This is a genomic window from Corynebacterium epidermidicanis (assembly GCF_001021025.1).
Lineage (GTDB): Bacteria > Actinomycetota > Actinomycetes > Mycobacteriales > Mycobacteriaceae > Corynebacterium > Corynebacterium epidermidicanis.
The window spans coordinates 122,122-143,998 of record NZ_CP011541.1 but is presented as its reverse complement, the minus strand read 5'-3'; the positions used below and the strand labels follow the sequence as shown (position 1 = coordinate 143,998).

Annotated in this window: 12 protein-coding genes and 2 pseudogenes; 3 read left to right on the top strand and 11 right to left on the bottom strand. The window is 48.8% G+C overall.

The annotated features are described in order from the left end of the window. Positions 1 to 23: 23 nt before the first annotated feature. The gene (locus tag CEPID_RS12345; protein ID WP_083984311.1) at positions 24 to 2,372 is read left to right on the top strand and encodes a heparinase II/III domain-containing protein; all 2,349 of its coding nucleotides are present in this window, start codon (positions 24 to 26) and stop codon (positions 2,370 to 2,372) included. An 823-nt stretch (positions 2,373 to 3,195) separates the two neighbouring features. On the opposite strand, the gene CEPID_RS12340 is transcribed toward CEPID_RS12345, so the two are convergent. The 9 genes from CEPID_RS12340 to CEPID_RS00645 all read right to left on the bottom strand — a co-directional run bounded on the left by CEPID_RS12340 (position 3,196) and on the right by CEPID_RS00645 (position 17,444). After that, complete coding sequence (locus CEPID_RS12340; RefSeq protein ID WP_052843251.1) at positions 3,196 to 7,602, bottom strand: glycosyltransferase; 4,407 nt, start codon at positions 7,600 to 7,602, stop codon at positions 3,196 to 3,198. Positions 7,603 to 7,618: 16 nt separating this feature from the next. Then, entirely contained in the window at positions 7,619 to 8,158 is a 540-nt protein-coding gene (locus CEPID_RS13040; protein WP_144413399.1) for a hypothetical protein, read from the bottom strand. Then, a complete protein-coding gene (locus CEPID_RS00680) occupies positions 8,158 to 9,753 on the bottom strand; it encodes a hypothetical protein (protein ID WP_144413398.1) in 1,596 nt (531 codons plus the stop codon). The genes CEPID_RS13040 and CEPID_RS00680 overlap by 1 nt, the downstream gene beginning before the upstream one ends. Before the next feature lie 519 nt (positions 9,754 to 10,272). Next, complete coding sequence (gene wecC / locus CEPID_RS00670) at positions 10,273 to 11,529, bottom strand: UDP-N-acetyl-D-mannosamine dehydrogenase (protein ID WP_047239326.1); 1,257 nt, start codon at positions 11,527 to 11,529, stop codon at positions 10,273 to 10,275. Between the two features lie 133 nt (positions 11,530 to 11,662). Then, positions 11,663 to 12,499, bottom strand: coding sequence for an ABC transporter ATP-binding protein (locus CEPID_RS00665; protein WP_047239325.1), 837 nt, complete (start codon positions 12,497 to 12,499; stop codon positions 11,663 to 11,665). Positions 12,500 to 12,512: 13 nt separating this feature from the next. Beyond that, complete coding sequence (locus CEPID_RS00660; protein WP_236684266.1) at positions 12,513 to 13,448, bottom strand: ABC transporter permease; 936 nt, start codon at positions 13,446 to 13,448, stop codon at positions 12,513 to 12,515. A 65-nt stretch (positions 13,449 to 13,513) separates the two neighbouring features. Then, entirely contained in the window at positions 13,514 to 15,583 is a 2,070-nt protein-coding gene (locus CEPID_RS00655) for a glycosyltransferase (protein WP_047239324.1), read from the bottom strand. Next, positions 15,580 to 16,134, bottom strand: coding sequence for a hypothetical protein (locus tag CEPID_RS00650; protein WP_047239323.1), 555 nt, complete (start codon positions 16,132 to 16,134; stop codon positions 15,580 to 15,582). Before CEPID_RS00650 ends, CEPID_RS00655 begins: the two co-directional genes overlap by 4 nt. Before the next feature lie 5 nt (positions 16,135 to 16,139). After that, the gene (locus tag CEPID_RS00645; RefSeq protein ID WP_047239322.1) at positions 16,140 to 17,444 is read right to left on the bottom strand and encodes a glycosyltransferase family 4 protein; all 1,305 of its coding nucleotides are present in this window, start codon (positions 17,442 to 17,444) and stop codon (positions 16,140 to 16,142) included. A gap of 372 nt (positions 17,445 to 17,816) precedes the next feature. Between CEPID_RS00645 and CEPID_RS00640 the strand changes: the two genes are divergently transcribed. Beyond that, positions 17,817 to 18,536, top strand: a complete 720-nt coding sequence (locus CEPID_RS00640; RefSeq protein WP_144413396.1) for an alpha/beta hydrolase — start codon at positions 17,817 to 17,819, stop codon at positions 18,534 to 18,536. Here CEPID_RS00640 and CEPID_RS00635 read toward each other — a convergent pair. Together CEPID_RS00635 and CEPID_RS13705 are read right to left on the bottom strand one after the other, a co-directional pair. Further along, positions 18,533 to 19,885, bottom strand: coding sequence for a glycosyltransferase (locus CEPID_RS00635; RefSeq protein ID WP_047239321.1), 1,353 nt, complete (start codon positions 19,883 to 19,885; stop codon positions 18,533 to 18,535). The two genes, CEPID_RS00640 and CEPID_RS00635, sit on opposite strands and share 4 nt — an antisense overlap. A gap of 218 nt (positions 19,886 to 20,103) precedes the next feature. After that, positions 20,104 to 20,364 (bottom strand): annotated as a pseudogene (locus CEPID_RS13705) (DUF6918 family protein); the annotation flags it as partial. A gap of 181 nt (positions 20,365 to 20,545) precedes the next feature. Between CEPID_RS13705 and CEPID_RS12690 the strand changes: the two are divergent. After that, positions 20,546 to 21,857 (top strand): annotated as a pseudogene (locus CEPID_RS12690) (ISL3 family transposase); the annotation flags it as partial. Positions 21,858 to 21,877 lie beyond the last annotated feature (20 nt).

Genomic DNA, 21,877 nt, shown 5'->3' with positions numbered 1-21,877 from the left:
GTAGACGAAGAATTACGAATCAAATGACGACATTGAAAAGCTTGTCTCGCTCGGTGTTCGAGCCCCAAGGAGGCACCTCAGTTACTGTTGAAGATGGCAAAACTATTTTGTCGCTTCCAACTGGGGAGAAACTTGAATTCACAGACATTCCTTGCTGGCAGGACTTTGAGAATCAAATTGGAAAAACAGGTCAGCTTTACCTACATGGGGGGCAATTTATACCGCGATTGGCTTCGCTGATCTCTCGAAAAGATGCAGCACAAGTCTTAGACTCCTATTTTTCATGGATATCTAGCCCAGAAAAAGGTAAACAAAATAGATTAAATCCGTCCTGGGACCATGCAACAGCGATGCGAATTGAATCTATTCTCTACCTCTCTTCGATCCATCCTGAATACATATCTGAGGTTGTATCACAAACGCTTGTCCACGATATTGAGTGGTCGTGTCTGCCCGAAAGCATCAAGCTTAACAACCATGGCCTTTTTTTAATTAGAGCTCTACTTTTCGGCATTGCACACGCCACGTCCGATGAATCGGTTCTTGGCCAAATAAAGAATCATGAGCTAGTTCGCAAATGTGAATCCACCATTTCAACAATGCTGCCGGCGATCATCCAGCAGGTCTACGGCGAGGACGGTTGGTGTGGAGAAAACTCGCCCCTCTATGATCGTGTATGGATCAATCTGTTGTCGTCCATCCGAGAAAAATTCACAGACCAACTAGTTCACTTGAGCCTGCTTGAGCAAATTGACCGGACTATCGAATTAGCTGATAAGACATCACGATTCCAGCTCCTGCCAAGCAGCCACTACGTTCCACGCGGTGATTCTTCCCGTCTCCCAACTGGACTCTCCCCAATTTTTGGAACCCATTTCAACGAGCGCGTTGGCATTTGGGTTTACTCTAATCCCGAGTTTTATCTCCTGGCTACTGCTGGCCATAGCTCAATAACGCACAAACACGTTGATGACACACAGATCTACCTTTCGTACAAAGGCGTAGACTTTTTCATCGACGGCGGAACTCACAGCTACAACTATTCCGATGGTCGCGTAAAAGCTTTGCGCAGCAACTTCGCCCACAGTGTTCTGGACTTCGAATCTCCTGAAAGCCAATTTCCATGGGATGTTTACCGTTCAAGCAACCGGATTATCAACGCGCGCATAGTAAAGGCAACTGAAACCTACTTAAAGATGGAAAAGAAGGTTCGGGACATCGTGTTGACTCGGACTATCAAAGTCGATGATAAAAACGTCTTTGCTGTAACTGATGAATGGGATACCCCTTCAGGAGAAGCAATTAAGTCACGCTTTTTGCTTCCAAATAACTGCACCCCATATGCAACCGATCGTGAAATAGTCCTACACAGACTCGGCAAGAGCCTAAGACTAACTTTTTCCGAAAATATTACCGTCTCTGTCTATTCGGGCGAGACCAAATCGCCGTTCCGTGGTTGGTACTCAACAAAGCCTGGCGAGCTCATTGCAGGAAACTGTCTAGAAGTTTCACCAGCGAAGCCAAGCAAGTCGGGAAAACTTACTTATCGAGTCGAATGCATTGACGAAGAAATCTTGTTGCCAGCCGACTTCTCACAGTGCTACAGCCAGACTCAAATTGTCTCACTTGCACGAGAACAATCTTGGCCAACGATGGCTACTTGGAAAAAAATTGATATTTACGGGATCTCAGAATCCAATTTGACAATTGCGCTGGCTCTTTCGACGGCGGGATTCGATGTGACGATGTTCAGCGATGATATTGGCTCACAATCGACCAGTGTTGCAGAAATACAAGTTGCAAACATAGCCCAAAGACGACCATCAGCAATTCCCCTGATTTCAAGCCAACCCGAAACCTACAACAAGCCTTTTGTAGTTCCTGTCTACCTGAACAATGAGTCGGAGGGTAGTAACTGCGTTTGGCAGGCAGCGCTAAGTGGAATGACAGCCGTGCAACTTTACTACGCTAGCAATAAAGCTCATCAATTAGGGCTCTTCCGAGGTGCAAACTATCTTAGCGACCTAGTCTTTCGCCGTTTTAACTGTAAAATATACCCAGGTTGCTCCATTGGCAATAATTTCACGTTGGGCTGTGGAGGAATCGGAGTTGTAATTCATAAAAATGCTGTTTTGGGTGACGACGTGACCGTCGCTCAAAATGTAACCCTCGGTGGAAGGAATAAGCGACTCGGACCACCAAAGGTTGGAAACAACGTTTATTTTGGCGCCAATTCAGTATTTATCGGTGGTAGTATCGGAGATAACTGCGTTGTTGGGGCAGGTTCCGTTGTACTCGAGCCAGTACCTTCTAATAGCATCGTCGCGGGCAACCCAGCTCGAGTTATTAAGAAGATTAAAGTGCGTAGCTAACCGGCGAAACGGAGACGAAGGAGTATGAGTACATCGTTCCTTGTTCCAGGTATCGGATCAGGGGTGCGTCCAATTTTAAGCGTTTGGCAATCCGGCCCCTAAGAACTCGATGACTCCTAATAGTCAGCCGAAATGAACGCCGGATAGTTCAAAGAAATCTGCGGCCACTTCGCGAAATTGGTATTTTACTCGAATGAAAGGCTAAAGCTACTATCTTGGACCCTGGCCGTGGCAGAATACAGACCAACTTTTGTCATTGCAACACCCAACATACATATCTCTACCTGGCAAGTAGCCGGGTCGAAAATAGTGATCTACTTAATACATCCAGACTGCCTTTATTCTTGCTAGTGTGACACCTTTACAAATCGAGAACACCGACTAATCCGATTTCCAAACCATGTCTAAAGCGAACACACATGTCACTCGCTAAGAAGTGCCGACATATCCTTTGATTCGCAACCTTCATGACTCCCTTGGCTTTCCCAACATTTCACCAATGAATTTGATCCAATAACTGTTTGTCTTTTCATCGACAGAAGTAGATCAATTAGATACATCCCATACTTCCAGGATAGGTATGTTTCTAGCTGTATTGCCAAATCAGGAAATTAATAATTAATACGTAGGTGCCGCATGCGAATTTCTGAATCCTCGAGTGGGCGAATATGACAAAGTTGGGACAATCGGCACATCGGAAGAACAATAGCATGCCTTAACGCGATTCATTAATGATCATGAATACTTAAATCAAATTCGCCAGCATTCATTAGATTCACTTTAGACCAAATACTTTTTAGAGCCACGGCCGAAAAGTCATGTCTTAAGCCAAATTTACTCCTGCACTAACCGGTTTTAGATTTTCTGCAAGATACTTGGTAACTTTGTTTTCGTCACCTGGCATCTCTTTCCGATATTTCCTGATGAAACTCGCCTGCGCATCTTGGATCACTTCGATCGCTCGGTGCGCCTCCTTCGGAAGCGTGCCTTTCAGATCAGTTAAAGCGTTTAGCACGGCTACCCTCTGTACAATTCCAAAGTCAAAAGTCATAGCCTGTCTAGAGATTGATTCATCTCTAAGCACCCGGATATAGTCAGCCTTTTCAAGATTTGCTGCCCCTACAAACTTGAGATCCTTAAAGTTAAGAAGTTGAGACATAAACACGATATCTTCTCCGGAAGAGAGCTCGGAGGCATAACGGATTCGTTTTAGATACTTTGCCGGGATCAACTTGCAAGAGTTCATGAACAACAATCCAGACCGTTTCGCCAGCGGAACACGGTCATCTTGCAGTGCAGACAATCGCAAGTTGTTAGGCGTTTCCCTTTTGTAGGTTCCATTTTCTGCCCTATCGGTCAACCCGCCGACAACAACTGAATCATCGCCAGCCGACAACCACATGGAAAGCAGATAATTTTCTTCCAAATAGTCATCATCGTCGACAAACGTCACGTAGGCGCCATCCGCTAAGTCTAATCCAATATTTCTAGCATTCCCCGCGCTAGCGATTTTAGAGAACTGATAAACAATTGAAATACCGGGATTGGCTGCTCTAAAGTCATCAACAATTTTCTTCGTCCCGTCTGCAATTCCGTTCTCAATGATCACAAGTTCAATAAGGTGTTGCGGAAGCGTCTGTGAAGATATCGATTCCAGACATTGCCTAATTCGATGAACACCCTTATGTGTCGCTATAATTACAGAAACCTTTTCGTGACTTGCGAACAGATCTACAGCTTGATTATCAGTTGGCGTATCGACACACAGTTTCGAATCCGCTGTGAGCTCATTTGCCATGCGTTTCTCATTGCGTGTTACAACAACAGGCTCCGCCAAAGCACGTAATACCATGGCCACGTTTTCATCCATAGCTCGTTGATTGTCCCAAAAGGTTAATCGGCTTACGGTCAACGGATTCAGCTGCAGAATCGGAGAACTTCCAGGTAGCCAGCTGAAAGCCAGCATGTCACATAGGCGCGCAACCGCGATCATTTTTGAACTGGGTACGTTTTTCTCGCAATAGACAAGGCAGACGGGTATACCTTTAGAACGAGCCGAACTAATAAACTCGATTGTCTGGTCAAGCTGGAAATTACTTCGCTCTAGAGCGTCTCCCCAAACGAGTAGAAGATCAAGATCACTCGTAACACCGTTCGTGTCAAAAATTTCAAAACAGCGCATTTGGGATTGCGAAATGGCTGAGCGTATTTCCTCACCGATTCCGAATATTGCAACAAAGTATTCCGAAATGGCTTTCGACCGCGTAGGCAATTCTCGCTTACGTGAAACCCGATCCTGGGCAAACGCCTTATCTGCCGTCAGCATGGAAAAGACTTCAAGCTGCCCGTTTTTCTCTTTTTTTGAGCCAAGTGCTGCGTCGGCATACCAGTAGAAGCCTGAATAATCCCTTCCTCCGGCAATTTCGACCATTCGCAGGTCTGCATTTTCTAGCAGAATTTTGGCTAACTGTGCTTCAATATCCGGGCTGGCAGAATTTATATTGCCTACACGTTCGACTACCCCATTTTCATTTTTTTCCACTGCCCATACGAACCCAATATTCAGTTGGTTAGCAGCTAGGGCTGCCGGTAATGCCAACCAAAGAGGACCATATGCCACTATCTGATCCGCACCCAGTTCTGCGACAATTTGGATCAACCGAGCTTTCGCAAGCTCGACCCAACGATCAAATCTATAATCGCCATTAATTTCAACCTCGAACGGTGCATCACCGTCAAGGCGCCGGTACAAATCCCTCTTGCCCTTCTTAAACCAGTTCGGTGGAGAAACGTGGACAAATGCATCTCTTGGAGCGAATAGTTCGAAAGCCCTTAGACCCTGTCCTTGTTCAATTAGAACTGCCGAATCTTTCAACTCCTTGGATGGTTCCACGCCCGACCAGTCATTAATTAAAAGGTCATACTTTCGTTCGTCCAAAGCAAAAAGGCCGCGGACATATAGCTCGAGGTCTTTTACAACTCCACGCTTATGAGCAGTAATGTTGATATTCTCGTCCAGCAATGCCATTGCTTGTTCTACATCATGGCGCGCCATTTCCCTTGACACTGCTTTACACAAGTTAGCTTCTGTCGCCGGCAAGCTATTAATGAATGGAGCCTTGAATTTATCGATCCAGCTAACTGCGGCATCTGGACACTCCAAACTGCCTGAAGATAAATCATCAATCGAAAAGACTAGGTCGAGCCATCGTTCGCGAACAATTTCAGCTGAATACCTCTGAGCAAAATCGCTAGCACTTTTTGATACGTCTTCATATCGCCCGGACTGAATAACATCCAAAACGAAATCAACAACTTCATCAGTATTTTTAAAATTATAATCTGATCCGATTATTTCTTCCGAACCCTCCCTTCTCCAAGCAAGCGGAACCGCTCCACTGCAGGCACCTTCAATTGCGGCAAGGTGAAAGGTTTCTCGGTACGAAGGCGAAAGTATCCAACCAATCTTGGAAAACCAGTTTCCAATATCAGGACCAAATGGTTCGAAACTAATGGATTTTGAAATCCCCGGACTTTCACCAATCCTGCGGAAAAAGTCTCTATACTGATCTTGATGAATAGACTTAGACCACTCCCATGGGTAGTTCCAAGGGGCGTGACCTTTAACGTGGAGTGTAAAACGGTCGTCAAACTCTAACAGCTTGTCAAGTAGATCGAGAGCCCGGTCTGGGCGTTTGAGAATCGGTACATAGCCAATAAGCCCGATGTGATACTTGGACTCAGGATCCTTTTCGCGATTTAGATCTTCAATCTTTACACTGTTTGGAATGACCACCACCTTATGCGATGGCCATCCCATTTTTTCCAGCACTTTATCCCTATAGAATTCCGAAGCCACAACAACAGCCGCGACACCATCGATATTTAGATCGCCAATCCAATCAGAATACAATTCGTAACCATGCAGATGGACAAAAAGCTTCTGGCGTGGAGAAACCGCATTTGAATACCAAACAGCGTTTACACTTGCAAACTCAACTATAATGGCATCTGCCCACTCCAAAAACTGTGTACTTACCTGTGGTTCAACACGACCATTAGAAGCAAGCTTGTCGATCTTGAGTTCAATATCTCGACGCTGAACTAAGGCATCCAACATATCTCCGGCAAACTTAAGATCAGCGCCAACAACCAAGACTTTCTTAGGTTCTGTGTGCAAAGGAATCGCTTTATAATCCGCTAAATCTGAAGCGAAATTCGAAAAGAATAAACTACCTTTATCTTCGCCGCCAGATAGCTCGACTCGAGTCTTCAATGATCGCACAAGGTCAGCATATGATGGAGAGCCTTCAAGACTCGCCACCGGGATACCAGATATAGATGCGATTTGCGAAGTTGCGCCATTGGGATCAGATATCAATACCGCAGCTTCGTAACTCCTATAGCGGCAGTGTTGAAACTCACGATCCTCAAACTCTAAAGCTGGGTAGCTGGAGATACCAATCCGGTCAAGTCTAGCAGAAACTTCCTCCTCATCAACTCCGCCGATTCCGCATACAACAACCCTAACGATATCTCTTAAAAACTTTGCTTCTAACGCGCAGCGTTCAAAATCAATTTGATCGTATTCTCGCTCTAGACGCGGAAAATCTAAATAAAGGGTAGGTAAGCCAGCTTCATTTCGCATCTGTACTTCCCCGCTCTTTCTCATTGAAATATTTGGAAGCAATCTTGTCTTAGACGTTAGCTGTGCATACCTCGACTCCACTTGCCCACGCAACACATTGTTGCTAAAGAGGACCGTCTTTGCTCCTGGCGCCAGTTTCGAAATTTCTTGAAGGTCAGCCTCAGAGAATATTGCGTTCGTGGTTGGATTATATTCTGGAATGCACCACAAATTGTGTGTGTTTTCCTTCGCCCCTGCTACGAAAACGCACAATTCTAATCCCTGAGTTATAACTAAGTCGAAACTTTCCTTTCGAGACAATCGAACTACTTGCCTTGCCGCGAATCGCCCTAGGACACCAGTCCCATCATAGGCTTCTTCAGGATGTCGGATAGCAGGAATTATTTCAATACCGAGCGCTGCTAATCTTGTATGAAGATCGTCGGCCTGCCGCTCGCGTTGCACAAATGTAACCGAATTTCCGTCCTCGACCAATTTGGACAAAAAGCCTTCTATCCAATAGCATGCCGAAGAATCGACCGAGTACTTGACATCTGTAGCAAACAGTACATTTAGAGAGTTAACATCCAAAGCAGATCCCACTATTCCTTCGCAGTAATCAAAAGTTAGAACGACACAGGTAATACTCGGTAATCGGAGAAAGTCGCGCCCCTTCTTCCATTTGCGAGCGATCGGCGCCGGCCAAATCGTAATTGAAACTTTGCATTAATAGCTCGTACTCAATCGAACGCTTGAAAGTGCTAGAACTCACAATGAACGTTGATTTTCCCAGTTTATTGGCCTCATTGGCAGCGTTAGAGATTAACAGTGCCATTGCATGAAACTTTCCGCTTCCAGTTCCGTACCACGGCCCAGATTGAAATGCTTCGGTATCTACCAAAAAACTAGACGTATGATGGTGTTTAACTTGTTCGAGCAAACAAGCAGGAGACCCGTAAACAGTGGGTGTACCGAGGCCAAATTCGGAAAATACTGGTTTTGGCGCAATCCAAACAGTGGTATTAGGTCGACTAGGAACCAACTCGCCTGAAATCAAGTCGAGATAATTCAAGTTAAAAGGATTATTTGCCACCGCGGGCGTGGATGCGCGCCCCATTGAACCAAGTGCATCCTTAACCGACTTATCCACAGAATTCATTACACAACCGTTTCTGGATATTTTTCTAGAACCAAATCCCAAAGCAATTTTCGAGCCGTCAAGACATCACCAACCGGAGTTTTGTATTTAGCATTTTTGGTCGATAAAATCGATCCGGCCTCAATAAAAGCCCACGAAGAAGCAGAAGATCCCGCGTAGTCACTCCATTTAGAAGGCAAATATGGGTTTATCTTGTGGTGTTCTCCCGAACGAGCATCGTTAACTATTAACACATCGAATCTGTCGGTAGTTGCGAGAAACTTTAAATAAGGAAGAGACGCGTTGAACGATACATTTTCTTCGATCCCTTTTGAACCGACGCCTTCATGTGCGCGCTCCACCAATTCGTTAAATTGGGCCTCAGAAAGCTGCCGGGGCCTTGCTCCCCCTTCTGAAGGCGGGATGTAATTTGTAAACACGTGCAATTTTATACGTTTACGTATACAATCCGGCAAAGATCTAATAGCTGCAGTTACTTCTGTAATTCCGCGACTAGAATAAAACTCACCAAAATATGCCAGATTCAAAAACTGATCACTAACTTTATAATCAGAATCGACGACTGAATAATATTCTCGAGGTAGGGTAGGATGATTCTGTACTGAAGATTTCTTTTCAACCTCGTCGAACAAATTCCTTCCAAAATCACTTTCATAAATTTGGTCGAGCATTATGTTCTTCTGGTTTGTATTCGTAAATACGATTTCGTCGGCCAAAATGTAAACTAAGTATTCGGCGAGCTCGAATACGTTGAATTCAGAAATTTGCTCTTTCGGCAACTCAATTCTTTTAGCAAACTCAGCAAGCAATAGACTGTCTTGTGGCAGCGCTGCTCCCCTGCGCTTGCCTTCGACATCTCGAGATAGAGGATCGGAGAATTCCGCAATCCATTTAATTTCAGGATGCTTAATCTTAAACATTGCGCCTGCATACAATGACGGCGCCCACATTGCTCGTGAGTATATGAATTTATATTTGGCACCTTCTTGCATGAGCATCTCGGCTTCGCGAATCGCACGCCGTACATATGATTCATATTTCGGAAACGAATCCCACGAGGGAGCCGTTGACAGAAACTTCTTTTTTCGCACATACGGCTGTGAAATCGTTTCGATCGTTGGATCAATTTTTTTTCGGTGCAACATCGAACATGCGATTACATCAACAGTCTTACCAAAATTTCTGATTCTCTTTGATGCTACTGTCGCACCAGTGTCCTGGAAGGGAGAAAAGTTATAAAGTAGTGCCAAACCTTCAACCTCAGGTTGTAGAAGACTCCAGTCAATGCGCGAGAGACGTCGGCTTTGAATTTGATCAGAGATGTCGATTCGAAGTTGTGGAGATTCATTAAAGTAGTTCGCAATCCGACCATGAGTATCGTAATAGAGATCTTTGATTGCCAAGAACAGGGACTGATTCGGCACATTGTCCATTACTTCTTCCAAGCATGCGAACAAATCAAGGAAGTGTGTAACTAGAGTTTCTTTACCGAGACTTTCGGCTTCGGTTGTCGTACTTTGGACACTCGAGTTCACTGGCAATCCTAATAGCCGCAGCGCTTTGCGTGCTGCCTCACCCGGCCCGGCAAGTGACACGTCCTGGGAGGAAATTTGATTCAAGCAGATTTCATGCGACTTGCCTAATCTCAACTCCTTGGCCTTTCTCGCAGTTGATCTTGCATTTCCTGGGCTACCAGCCGGATGTACCGCGATTCCCGACGTATCTCGTTTGACAATTTAATCAGATCGATATCATTTTTATTTTGCCTAGAATCATTTGCGCTAGCTTGCATATTCAGAACCAACGAGTTCAATTGCTCCTCTAGCATTTTCAAGTTTTTTTCAAATTCCACGGGTGAGTTTTTCGATGAAAAAGTCACGCTAGTACGGATTGAAGCTAGCATTCTCCTCATGCGAAAATGCGAGATGATTGGGAGAATAGCAATTGCGATGGAGAGCACAACCAATGCGGATAGTTCGAGGTGAACCAAAACCAATGTGAGAGTCATAAAGGCTAGCAATGTTGGCGTGATTGCTAAGGCCAAATAGATAGTCTTTTCTTGTTTATTGTTCATTGCAATGGTTTCCAATCATAATGAAGATCAAGCCGTCTTTCTAGCGCCACAAGCCTTTAGTATCCACGACAGTCTTGTCCGCTAGTGCGGTAGCAGGAACGTCATAGAACTCCTTGTGATCTACGAGGAGAACGATGATATTGGCCTGCTCAAGTGCGGTCTTGGTGTCAACCAGCTCTATGTTATTGTAATCATGCAGGCGAGAAGGCAGCTCGGAGACATTTGGCTCCACAGCGAGAATGCGCTCATTTGGCAGCTCCTCAGCCAGTTGTTTCGTGATGTTCAAGGCCGGGGATTCACGCAGGTCATCAATGTTTGCCTTAAAAGCAAGGCCCAGGGTAGCAATGACAGGGTTTTCGGTCGTCACCAGAGCTTGCTTGACCTTGTTCATAACCCAGATTGGTTTACCGTCATTGACCTCACGAGCAGTGCGGATGAGGTTGGAGTTTTCACGGTCCGAAGACACGATGAACCATGGGTCGACCGCAATGCAGTGGCCGCCAACGCCGGGACCGGGCTGCAAAATGTTCACGCGTGGGTGGTGGTTAGCTAGCTCGATGAGCTCCCAAACATCCACTCCGAGCTTGTCACAGATAAGGGATAGCTCGTTTGCAAACGCAATGTTGACATCACGGAAGGAATTCTCGGTCAGCTTTGCCAGCTCAGCGGTGGTTGCGGTGGTGCCCAGCAGCTCACCCCTGCAGAACGACTTGTATACAGCGGTAGCGCGCTTGGTGGCTTCCTCGGACATGCCACCGATGATGCGGTCGTTGGTGACCAGCTCTTCCATGGCGTAACCCGGAAGAATGCGCTCAGGGCAGTGCGCAAAGTAGATCACTGGCTTGTCGCTCGACTCACCATCACGGTGCGCAGCGAGATCTGGACGCAGCTCCAGGATCTTAGCCGCCATCTTCTCCGTAGTCAGCGGAGGGCTGGTGGATTCTAGGATAACCAGCTCATCACCCTGCAGCTGCGGAGCAATATTGGAAGCTGCAGACATGATGTAAGACAGATCGCCCTCATGATCATCCTTAAATGGCGTCGGCACTGCGATAATGTAAACATCGGCGTGCACCATCTCGGTCGTCGCAGTCAGGTTTCCAGCAGCTACCACCTTCTGCAGCGCCTCTTCCAAACCAGGCTCGACGATGGTCACCTTACCTTCATTAACTCGATCAACCGTGTTCTGGTTGACGTCAACACCCGTGACCTTAACGCCGTTGAGCGCCATCGTCACTGCAGTTGGCAGGCCGATGTATCCCAAACCTACAAAAGCAACGTGCGGAAATTCAGACATCTGCGCCTCTCTAATGACATGGATTTAACTGCAAAACTCTTTTTGGCACAGTTTGCCAAATCTAATAATTATTTAAGTTTTACGAGTTCTCTATCCATTCCATTGTATTCCTTATTGGTGACGGCGCAACGAATTAACTAAATGCCTCGTCAAATACCACTATCGGTGGACGGTACTCGGACTTCACTTCTTCAAGAAACTCCATTGCCGGTGACTTATCCTCTTTGCCCATACGACGCGCCCATTCGTGATATTTGGTCGCGACCTCAGTCGTCGGACCGTCCGCGATGATTCGCCCTTCACTGATCCATAACGTTCGTTTGCAGTTCTCTTCGATCTGGCTAATGGAATGCGACACAAGAAACAAATTGCCGGCTCGCTCCAAGAGCTCGTGCATACGCGCCTGCGCTTTGGCACCAAAAGCAGCGTCACCAGTCGATAGTGCTTCATCGATCATTAAGATCTCTGGCTCAATCGCCGTGGAAATCGCGAAAGCAAGTCGCGCAGACATGCCGGAAGAATAGGTATTCATCGGGCGTTCAATTGCATCGCCTAGTTCAGTCCACTCGGAGATAATGCCGATCTGCTCGCGAGCGGCCTCTGGCCGCATACCCAGCGCCAGGCAGCCCAGATAAATGTTCTGACGGCCAGATAGCGTCGGCTGGAGCGCCGGCGAAACACCCATCAAAGTTGGTTTGGAGCTCGTCAGAATTCGTCCAGAAGTGGGCGCCAAACCACCAGAAATCATGCTCAGCAACGTTGATTTGCCGGAGCCATTCAAGCCAATAAGTCCAATCGATTCACCTGGCAGCGCGACCAGGGAAGCGTCTACCACGGCATCGACAACCGTGCTCTTCTTGCCAATCCGCACGTCAGAGGCATCGTCAGAACGACTTTGGCTAATTACGTAGCGTTTAGACACGTGATCAACGACCACATTTGCTGCATCAATTTCAATAACTTCGGTCATCTTGAACTCCTTGCTACGCAATCCGGACATACTTGTCTTCTGCAAGCCAGAAGTAAACAAACCCCACAATAAAGGTGCCAAACGTCCAGGCCAGCAGCGTGGCCCACTCTGCTAAAGAAGGAACCTGGCCATAGATCGTAGAGTCACGGATCACAGTCAAAAATATATGCGCTGGGTTTGCCGTCATTATCGCGTGAATCTTGCCGAAACTTGCGAAACGGTCGAGCGAAAACATGACGCCAGACAGAAAGAACCAAGCCGAAGTCACCAGTGGCACCAGCGCCTTCACATCGGGGATTTCAGCCGTCAGCCTAGCCATAATGAACATCAGGCCGGTGCCAAAAATATGCAATAGCAGGAACAACGGCACAATGAAGATCAGTGTCCAACGTGGCGGGGTCCCCCACTGCAATAGAAATGCAGAAACCAAACACACCAAAGCAGGCAAAACATTATCAATCATTGCACGTAAAGTTTGCGAAAAAATAATGGAAGCCCGAGGGAAATTGAAGGCACGGATCATTGACCGCGAAGCCGTCATCAAACCGCTGCCAGAAGTGAACAATCCGCTCATCATCCGCATGAAGATGATGCCAATGAACAGGAAACCGATGAAGTTATCGATTCCTCGCGAGGACTTGAACAAGAACCCAAAAAGAAAACCATAAAGCGCGACATCAAAAAGTGGATTCAGCACCAACCACGTACGCCACAACCGGTAATCACGCGTCGAACGCAATGCTTTAGCACGCGCATCTGCAACGATAAAAAACCGACGGTCCCACAATTGTCGCAAGTACTCCGGCAAGGAAGGTCGAATCGCAAGAGGTTCCAAGCCCTCAGCTGAAACCTTATAGATCCGAGCGTTTGGATTCTTGACCCGTTGCTCAATTAGCTCAACGCCTAGTTGCGCGGCCTTTTCAGCTCGGTTAAAACGGTGACGAGACAAAACCACTCGGCCTTTCTGCAATATTTAAACGGGCACGAAAACTATCCCAAGAGCTGCTGGTGATGTTACCGGTGAAAACCAAGGAGTTCATTCAACACAGCTCGAGCAGAACCTTTATTACCGAGTTCACTCGTGAAATCCAGGTGGGACATAGACAGCGGCGAATCCTCCGTCACCATGCCCCAAATCGGAACTCCAGCCCCAGAATAATCCGCATATTTCGACGGAAGGAACGGGTTAAATTCGAGCTTAGTGTCATTCAGGCTGACATCACTTACAAGCAGGGCATCAAACTTGGTTGCCAAATTAAGGAACTCCAAATAAGGCACATAACCATTGAGCCGAAGCTGTCCAGCTTCAACCAAATCCCGGTATTCTTCACGCAAATCCTCTGGCTTTGCAGTAAACACATGCAGAGCCACCTTTGCGGCTTCCGCTGCAGGAAGGTCTCGAATCGCAGCGACCACGTCACCCACACCGCGATTGGCGTAGAAGCTACCGAAATAGCCGATATGAAGCTTCTTGTTGTCTAAAGGGTAATCAGCTTGTTGCAGCTGGTACATCTCTGGTGTCGGAGCAACATGCTGCTGAATTTTCGACTTCGCCTCTACAAAGGCCCGGAACTCAACTGGATACCGAGAAAGCATCACTTTCTGCTGGTTCACATTCGTGAAAATGACCCGATCTGCGCAGGCCAACGTAGCTAATTCCGTAAATTCGAAGTGCGTACGATATGGAATTGGGCCCCAACCGGACTTGTCCAGGAGTCTGCGGATTCGCAAAGTAGTGGTGTTCCAAGTCAGCTTGCCTGCGCGCGGAGATCCATCAACTCCCACAGCCATTGGATCCGAAAACTCCGCATCCCAAGAAACGGCTGGATGCATGGACTTGAAAAGTAACGCAGCGACGTGTGAACCTGACCAAAGTGCACGCGAATACATCGATTGATACTTATTCTTTGCTCGCTGTTGGATACGCGCGGAACGGACGGCCTTTCGCGCATAATCACAAATCAATCCCCAGTCGGCAAAAGACGGCTGAGTTGCAATCTCGACCTGGTGCGACACGAATGGTTCTACGATCAGACGAGTGGACTCGTCTCTCCCTCTCACCCTCGACATGTCTGCAAAGTAGACATCCACCAGCTGTTTCTCCGCCCGAATGACCTTTGCAGTCACATTCGCCGAAGTATCAGCAAACGGCGGGAAGCAATAGGAAAAGACCACTCGGCGCGCACTTTCTGGGCGCAGCTTTTCCCAATCCAGTCCGGTCAGCTGCAAATCAACCGCGTCCTGAATAGCTTGATCAACCTCATTAGGTCGAGATCTAAGGTAGTCAGCGACAAATCCAAACTGAGCATTTTCTAGTGAGACTCGCGCATTTCGGTTTGACTCAGGCACTTCGATTGCGCGCAAAGCCCCAATACATTCCAGGCGTTGGTGCACATTGAACTCAAAGCTCTCTTGTCTGCGAGATATCGAATCCGTAGTCAGATAGCGCAGGTAAGCCTGGTCAGTAGTCTGCGCTGGAACTGAGAACATCAAGTGTGGCTGCCGGAGCAATTGGGCAAAGAACACTAAGTCTTCACCCGATTTCAGTTCCTCTGAGTACCGATGCTGACCAAGCAATTCAGTGGCAACCACTTTGCAAGCATTAAAGCCAAGAGCCCATGGTGCCGCAGAAACCGGTACCGCACTACCTGCTAGTGCTTGAATTCGTGCATTAAGTGAGTTTCCCGCATCCCGTTCACCGCTGCGTACATCGACGATCGGCATCAGCACAATTGTGTTTGGCTGAGCCAACTGTAGTGCGGACTCCAAGAACTTTGGCTCCAACTGGTCGTCGTCATCCAGAAAAGTGGTGAACGCACGTTGCGCGTTCATAAGCCCGATGTTGCGCGCACGACCAGCTGACGGAACCGAGCTACGCAAAACTCTTAAGTCGAGCTGGGGAAACTCCGCATAGAGTTCCTGCCCAGCATCTGACGACAGACCAACACCATTAATCACCACGATGACTTCAAACCGCTGTGGATCCAGCGACTGCTCAGCCATTGACTTTAGGGCCTTGCGAATGGTGGTTGAGCCAGCTCGAGAGGGAATAATGACACTGATCCCAAAGCGATATTCAGTCATCGGATCTTCTCCAAAATCTTGTACATCGCAATGACTACCCGATGCGGAATGTAGCGCTTATACGGCTTCACTAACGGCACAAGTTCAGCGATCAGCAGCGAACGAACATTAATCGGTGGCACATTCTCGCCGTTCACAATGCTTGGCACAGCTGCAGTACGCTGTACGGCCTGCAGTCCGGCGCGGAAATCCGCGCTGCTGCGTGAAGAAGCGGTTGCCGGCAAAATTGCCAGGTGGATCCAGTTTTCGGTCAAATGTAATCCGTTGACTGCCCATGCGTCGAAAAGCATAAGCACATCATGCAGGCGACCAATCCGATTACGCGGAAACCACAGCTCAACCGCACTCGAGCGCCCCGTTAACGTCTCCTCAACCAACTCAGGGTCAGGGTCTACCAAAATGCCAACTTCGGATCCTACTTCCGAAGCATCGGTTCCAAACAGCGCGTTTTCTACAACCACATCCAAGGCCGGATATGTCGCCGAACTTTCCATGAGGACAACACAGCGTGCCGATGCTGGAACGTAGTCGTCCAGGGAATTGAGCAACATGAAAGTTATCCTTGTTTCGCTACGGCTTCGACGATCTCCAAGAATTGCACTGGAACTACTTCATTTCGTTGGTGTTCCACCCAGTTTGCACCTTCATCAGTGATCGCGAGCTTACTGCGATCTTTAATGAGATCGATCCAGAGTTCCGCCAACGACTCCGGGTTCTCCGGCTCCACCACATGCCCCGCATGCAGCGTCTCAATCAGCTCGGCAGCTTCGCCCGAGACCACTGCGCTGATGTGAATGCCCATGGTCATCAACTCGTAGGCTTTGGACGGGATGGTCCTATTGAGCGGTTCCCAATTGGTCAAGTGCACCAACGCGGTGTCTGCCCAGTCATAGTGCGGAATCAGGTCATCCGCTGGTACTCGATGCTCGATTTGGGCGTCGATGTTCTTTTCTACAATTTCCTTTCGAAGCGCAAGGAACGAAGCACCATCACCAAGGAAACGAAGACGTACATCGAAACCCCAGTCACGGGCAATCTGAGCCGCCTTCAAAGCGTTATCCAGTTTCTGGGCACGGCCAATTGTTCCCGCATAGAGGACATTGAGATGCCCTTGATCCCGATTGCTCTTCTCTTGCGGAACGTATGGAGCCTTTGGCGGAAAAACGTTGCGAACTGTGGCGTAAAAACGCTGTTTCCCGCCCTTAAGCACAGGCATCGTCCGCTCCAGATGGGTCTGTAACTCCGCAGAAGTTGTAATGATGCCTCCAGCATTATTGAGTGCCTGACACATCGAACGGTCGGTCACTCGAATCAGTAGCTGCAACGGCCCCTTACTGAAGACTTTCTCTCGAAGAGAGCGCTTACCGGTACCAGAGTTCCAGTCGTGGGAATTGTGCAGCAATTCAGGCCAAGCATCACGCAGATCTAAAATGTATGGAGCTCGAAGTCGTTTCGCCACCACCCACGTTGCCACGGACGTCGGCAGTGCAGGCACAGTGCCAATGACGACATCTGGCCGATATCCTTTGAGCCCTCGAGCCTTGCTAGGTCGAGCGACCAGCATGCTTCCTGCGACAATCGCTTGATTGAAGATTCGAGATGTGAGTGATCGGCCGGCTGGGAAAAATCCGGAACGCAAAATTGTCTCGCCGTTGTCCCCCTGCTCAACCTGCTCCTTGCCCAGTAGACCGGATTCTTTCCACCAGTCCTTCAAGGTGAGGTTTCGCATGTAGTGAGGCGGAGGCGTCACTACTAATACTTCATGGCCCGCGCGAACCAAGATCTTAGTCAACCATGCCCACCGACGCTGTGGCACACCATTTTCCGGCGCCCAGTATTGGGAGAGCACGAGAATCTTCACCGATCATCCACTTTCAACGTCTGGTTACAAAACTGCTATCTTTCCCAGTTTAAAGCTTACAAAAGCAACTTTTGCGAATTGCATGGGAAAACCCCAAAACACAATCAACCTCGAGCCGATAGCGTCAGAGATGCAATAAATACATGCTACCCCGAACGCGAAGGCCGGTTGAGGAAGCTTAACCGTCAATTTGAATGAGTAAGATGCTTACTTATGCCAATCCACCGGAATTATGCACGCTACGGTGCAGAGACCGTTTTCTATCACAATCTCACCGAATTTTGCGCTGCACCCTTGTGCACAAACTCTGAACACACCGGAATGCTTAGTGGAGTTCATGCCATTGGGTTCGGAAACCAAGCAGACCATCGAATGCTTGAAGTACTGGTAGAAAACCGCAATGCTGCCACCACCGTGGTGGTGTTTCATGCTGCTGTGGATCCAAGCAAGACTTCGCTACCAGTTTTCATTGGTCGTCAATTCACAGAAACTTTGGATGCCAATTTAGTGTTCGTCTCGGATCCAGCGCTCCAGTATGGTGCCGGAATTGGCTGGTGTGCGGGCACTAAGGATCTAGCGCTACAAAAGGACTTGGTCAGTGCCATCAGCGTGGTTCAGGACTCAATCCCAGAGGCCGAGCATCTCGTGTTCTTTGGAGCTTCCGCTGGTGGTTTCGCGGCGTTGTACTACGCCCACCAATTCCCAGGCTCACTTGCCGTCGTTGCGAACCCCCAGACCAATATTGAGGCCTACCACCCGGGGCCAGTTCAAACGTACCGAGACAAGTGCTTCTCCGGGACCGAACTATCCGATGCTGGCATCGCCTTTGATATCAATCCGATCTACGCTGCCGAATTCCCATGCCATGTGATTTATCTGCAGAACGCCCAGGATGACTTCCACATCGAACATCACCTCAAACCGTGGCAAAAAGCAGTACAGAATTATCCAGATCGATGGCGTTTACATGTGGATGACTGGGGCCCGGGTCATGCTCCAGTTCCACCTGCAATCTTGACCGGCATCTTGGGCTTTGCCGCGTTTGTCAACGGAAGTTGGACTGAAGTATTCGCTGATGAAATGTTCAACTAACGGCGAAATTTCCCTTGGATAGAACGAAGTTTGGTCACTGCAATGTGCCGCTTGCGGTGGACAAGGTCGATGGCTTGTGCCGATAGGCGCATTTTCAATTCAGCTTGCAGCTCTTGCCAACGATCTGCTTCGACAACCTTCAGGCCATCGCCCGTATGCGAGATTCGTAGCTCGTGTAACACAACGTTCTCCGGGTGCGCGCCCAGTCCCATGATTCTGAACGCACGGACATACATACCTTCTGGAGTATGAATACTGGCTAGCGCCTCAAAGTTCCCCTGCCCTGCACCGAGATATACGAATGGGCCGATTTGCGAATTCTTTGACACGCCGATGCCCGGGATTCGGCGGGATTGCGGGATTCGATTCCCCTCACTATCCACCAAAGTCAGGCTTACTAAAGCTGGACGAGCACCGCCGTTATGTGAGGTTAAGTCCGCCAATGCAGAGAGACTGCGTGTAGGGGTGTCGAACTCGAAGTACACATCTTCGCTCAAAGTCTTGGGGGAATCGAGAATTTCATTGGGAGCAGTGATACTACGGCTTACCGTCGGGAAGGCAGCACGAATCTTGCGCGGGTTGGAAACCGGATTGAACTTGGACATTCCATCGAGCAAATGGTTCATGATTCGCCCGTCTTCATACCGCATAGCATTATCTTGACCTGCATGAATGCACCGCAAGTAGCCGAAATCAGTAGCGTCGAGGATCACTGGATCATAGCGATCGGATTTATCGTGCGGTCCGCCTTTTGGCCCTTTAATAGATCCGTTTGCATCGCGTTCGCATACGTACAACAAACCCATTGAGTTCATGGGAACGTGCGCTTCGCGCAGATTGAAGAACTGGTCACTATCCAGAACCGCTTCGACCCCAAGCGGGAGACTAACCACCATTCCTACTAGTTCAGGCTTAACATAACGTTCCACCAACTTGAAGTACTCGGTTGACAAGATGTCGTCATCATCGAGGCGATAGCGACCGAATACGCCGGTCAGACCGAGCTCTTGGGCAATCCGCCCAACCGACGCGTAACCACTATCCCCTTCTGGTAACTTGTCCAATTTCAACACGCCAAATTCCCGTGCTGCTTGCTCCAGCTTTACTTGGTATTTTTGTGGCAGCGACTCGGAATAAGACACAATGTGAACCACTTCGAACCCCTCGGCAGCCTTAGCCAAGGTTGGCACAGTGTGCTCCACAAAGACCTTGGTACGCAGGTCCAAGCGGTCATCTGCGTAAAGAAAACTTCGATATTCCTCAACAGAATCAAATTGACCACCGTTTGATGCCCGCCATGCCCCGGAGTCAGGGACGAATAACGAAAATCGAGTGTGGCCAACGAACATGATCTGTAGTCCTCATTTCGATAATTAGATGACAGTTATCATTCTACTTTGTGGATTCTTCGACAATTTCCCCCAACTCCAATACGTGGTTCTCCACGATCGTCTTTGCGCGGCCACGCACCGCCTGGAAAGTTCGTTCCATTGAACCCCCCCTTGACCGCGGCAAGTCGATCTGCCACTGCCAGAAGGTCAGCTGAGACCTCGTCTTTACGGCTTTCCAAGTAAACGCCAAAACCTGTGTCCTTCGCCTCCCAATAGGGATCAAGAGCTCGAAGAATATCAGGTAGCGCCACATTAAGAGCGAACGGAATTGCATTCGGACGCACCTTCTGGACTGAGGTTACTGCACCTTTGACAGCGAGCCCCCGAATACCCTGCTGCTCAGCGATAGAGTTTTCTACCAACTGCTCCAAAGCAGAAAGCAAACCGACCTTCCGCTGAGGCGCCGTCGAGTCTAGGACAATTTCACTTAAAGACATATTTCAATCTTATGTCCAAACGAAAACTACCAGAGATGCGATCGGCAATTAAGGGCTCTTCGCGTTTTGGAGTGCGTAGGTAGTTCTGGGGTGTAGTTCGGGGTGGCACAACATATGGGGGTCCTGGCCGGTACAAGATGAGAGTTGCGAAACCGTCCATCTGACCAAACCAGGACCTACCATGCACAGTACTGGCAACATCTCGGCCGATACCATTTGCCGCACCGTCGAACTCGGCGTCTGCATCACCGGTGCAGCCAACGCAGGGGATTTCACGATCATCCACGCCGATCCCGTCGGCGTTTCTTCCGCCTGCCCAGAATGCAGACATGACGGCAGACTCCGTGATCACGTCACACGTGAGCTTGTCGATCTACCCGTCGTGGGGTTTCCCACCCGACTGCATGTGCGTGTCCCCCTGGTTTATCTGTGCTAACCCTGCTTGTACACGAAAGATTTTTCAGGCCAGCGTGATGTGCGCCGATGACGGCGCGAAACTGACCAAACGTGTTGTGCGGTGGATTCTCCAACGCCTTGCCATCGACCGGATGAGCGTGTCCGCCACCGCACAAGCCTTAGGCCTGGGCTGGGAGTTGGTCAACAACGCCGCCCTTCAAGCCTGCCGCGAGATGGTTTACCGGGATCCCACTCCTCTCGCGGGAGTGAGAATACTCGGGGTCGATGAGCACGTGTGGAAGCATACTCGCAGGCCTGGTGAGCCGTCCTGCTATGTCACCGTTTTAGTTGATCTCACCCCGACGGTTACACGATCTGGGCCGGCCAGATTGCTGGACATGGTGCCAGGCAGAAGCGCTGACGTGCTGCGCCGCTGGCTTCAAGCTCACGATCCGGGATTTCGTGCACAACTTGAAGTGGTGACGATGGATGGGCTTACAGGCTATGCCACTGCTGTAGACGATGGTGTACCCGCGGCACGTAAGGTGATGGATCCGTTTCATGTTGTGCACCTAGCTGCGGAGAAACTCACTGCGTGTAGGCAGCGCGTGCAGCGTGGGCTTACCGGTGAGCGGGGGAAGAAAACCGACCCGTTGTAGAACAATCGCAAGACTTTGCTGACGAGGATTGCGTTTCTTACTGCCCGGCAACGGCAGCGTCTTGAAGTGTTGTGGCAGGTCGATGAGCTGATGGTGATCTTGCAGGTGACATGGCAGATCTACCAGGACATTATTGCTGCATACGCACACCCGAAGAAAGTCAGGGTAAGACGTTAATGCTGAAAGTAATGAACTCGATCCATGCAGGGCTGCCAGCAGGGCTGGAGGAGCTAGCCCAATTAGGGCGAACCTTGTGGCGTCGGCGTCGGGATGTTGTGGCATATTTCGATATCGGTGCATCCAACGGTCCGGTCGAGGCGATCAACGGCAGGTTGGAGCACCTATGCGGCATCGCCCTTGGCTTTAAGAAACATGGACCACTATATCTTGCGGTCTCTTATCCACTCCGGAGGCCTACAAGGAAAGATCAACGCACTCCAAAACGCGAAGAGCAGGTT

What these genes read in the sequence shown, in the direction of transcription:
- CEPID_RS12345 (WP_083984311.1), top strand. Translation starts at nt 24, where the DNA reads ATGACGACATTGAAAAGCTTGTCTCGCTCGGTGTTCGAGCCCCAAGGA.
- CEPID_RS13040 (WP_144413399.1), bottom strand. Translation starts at nt 8,158, where the DNA reads ATGAATTCTGTGGATAAGTCGGTTAAGGATGCACTTGGTTCAATGGGG.
- wecC (WP_047239326.1), bottom strand. Translation starts at nt 11,529, where the DNA reads ATGTCTGAATTTCCGCACGTTGCTTTTGTAGGTTTGGGATACATCGGC.
- CEPID_RS00665 (WP_047239325.1), bottom strand. Translation starts at nt 12,499, where the DNA reads ATGACCGAAGTTATTGAAATTGATGCAGCAAATGTGGTCGTTGATCAC.
- CEPID_RS00655 (WP_047239324.1), bottom strand. Translation starts at nt 15,583, where the DNA reads ATGACTGAATATCGCTTTGGGATCAGTGTCATTATTCCCTCTCGAGCT.
- CEPID_RS00650 (WP_047239323.1), bottom strand. Translation starts at nt 16,134, where the DNA reads ATGTTGCTCAATTCCCTGGACGACTACGTTCCAGCATCGGCACGCTGT.
- CEPID_RS00640 (WP_144413396.1), top strand. Translation starts at nt 17,817, where the DNA reads ATGCTTGAAGTACTGGTAGAAAACCGCAATGCTGCCACCACCGTGGTG.
- CEPID_RS00635 (WP_047239321.1), bottom strand. Translation starts at nt 19,885, where the DNA reads ATGTTCGTTGGCCACACTCGATTTTCGTTATTCGTCCCTGACTCCGGG.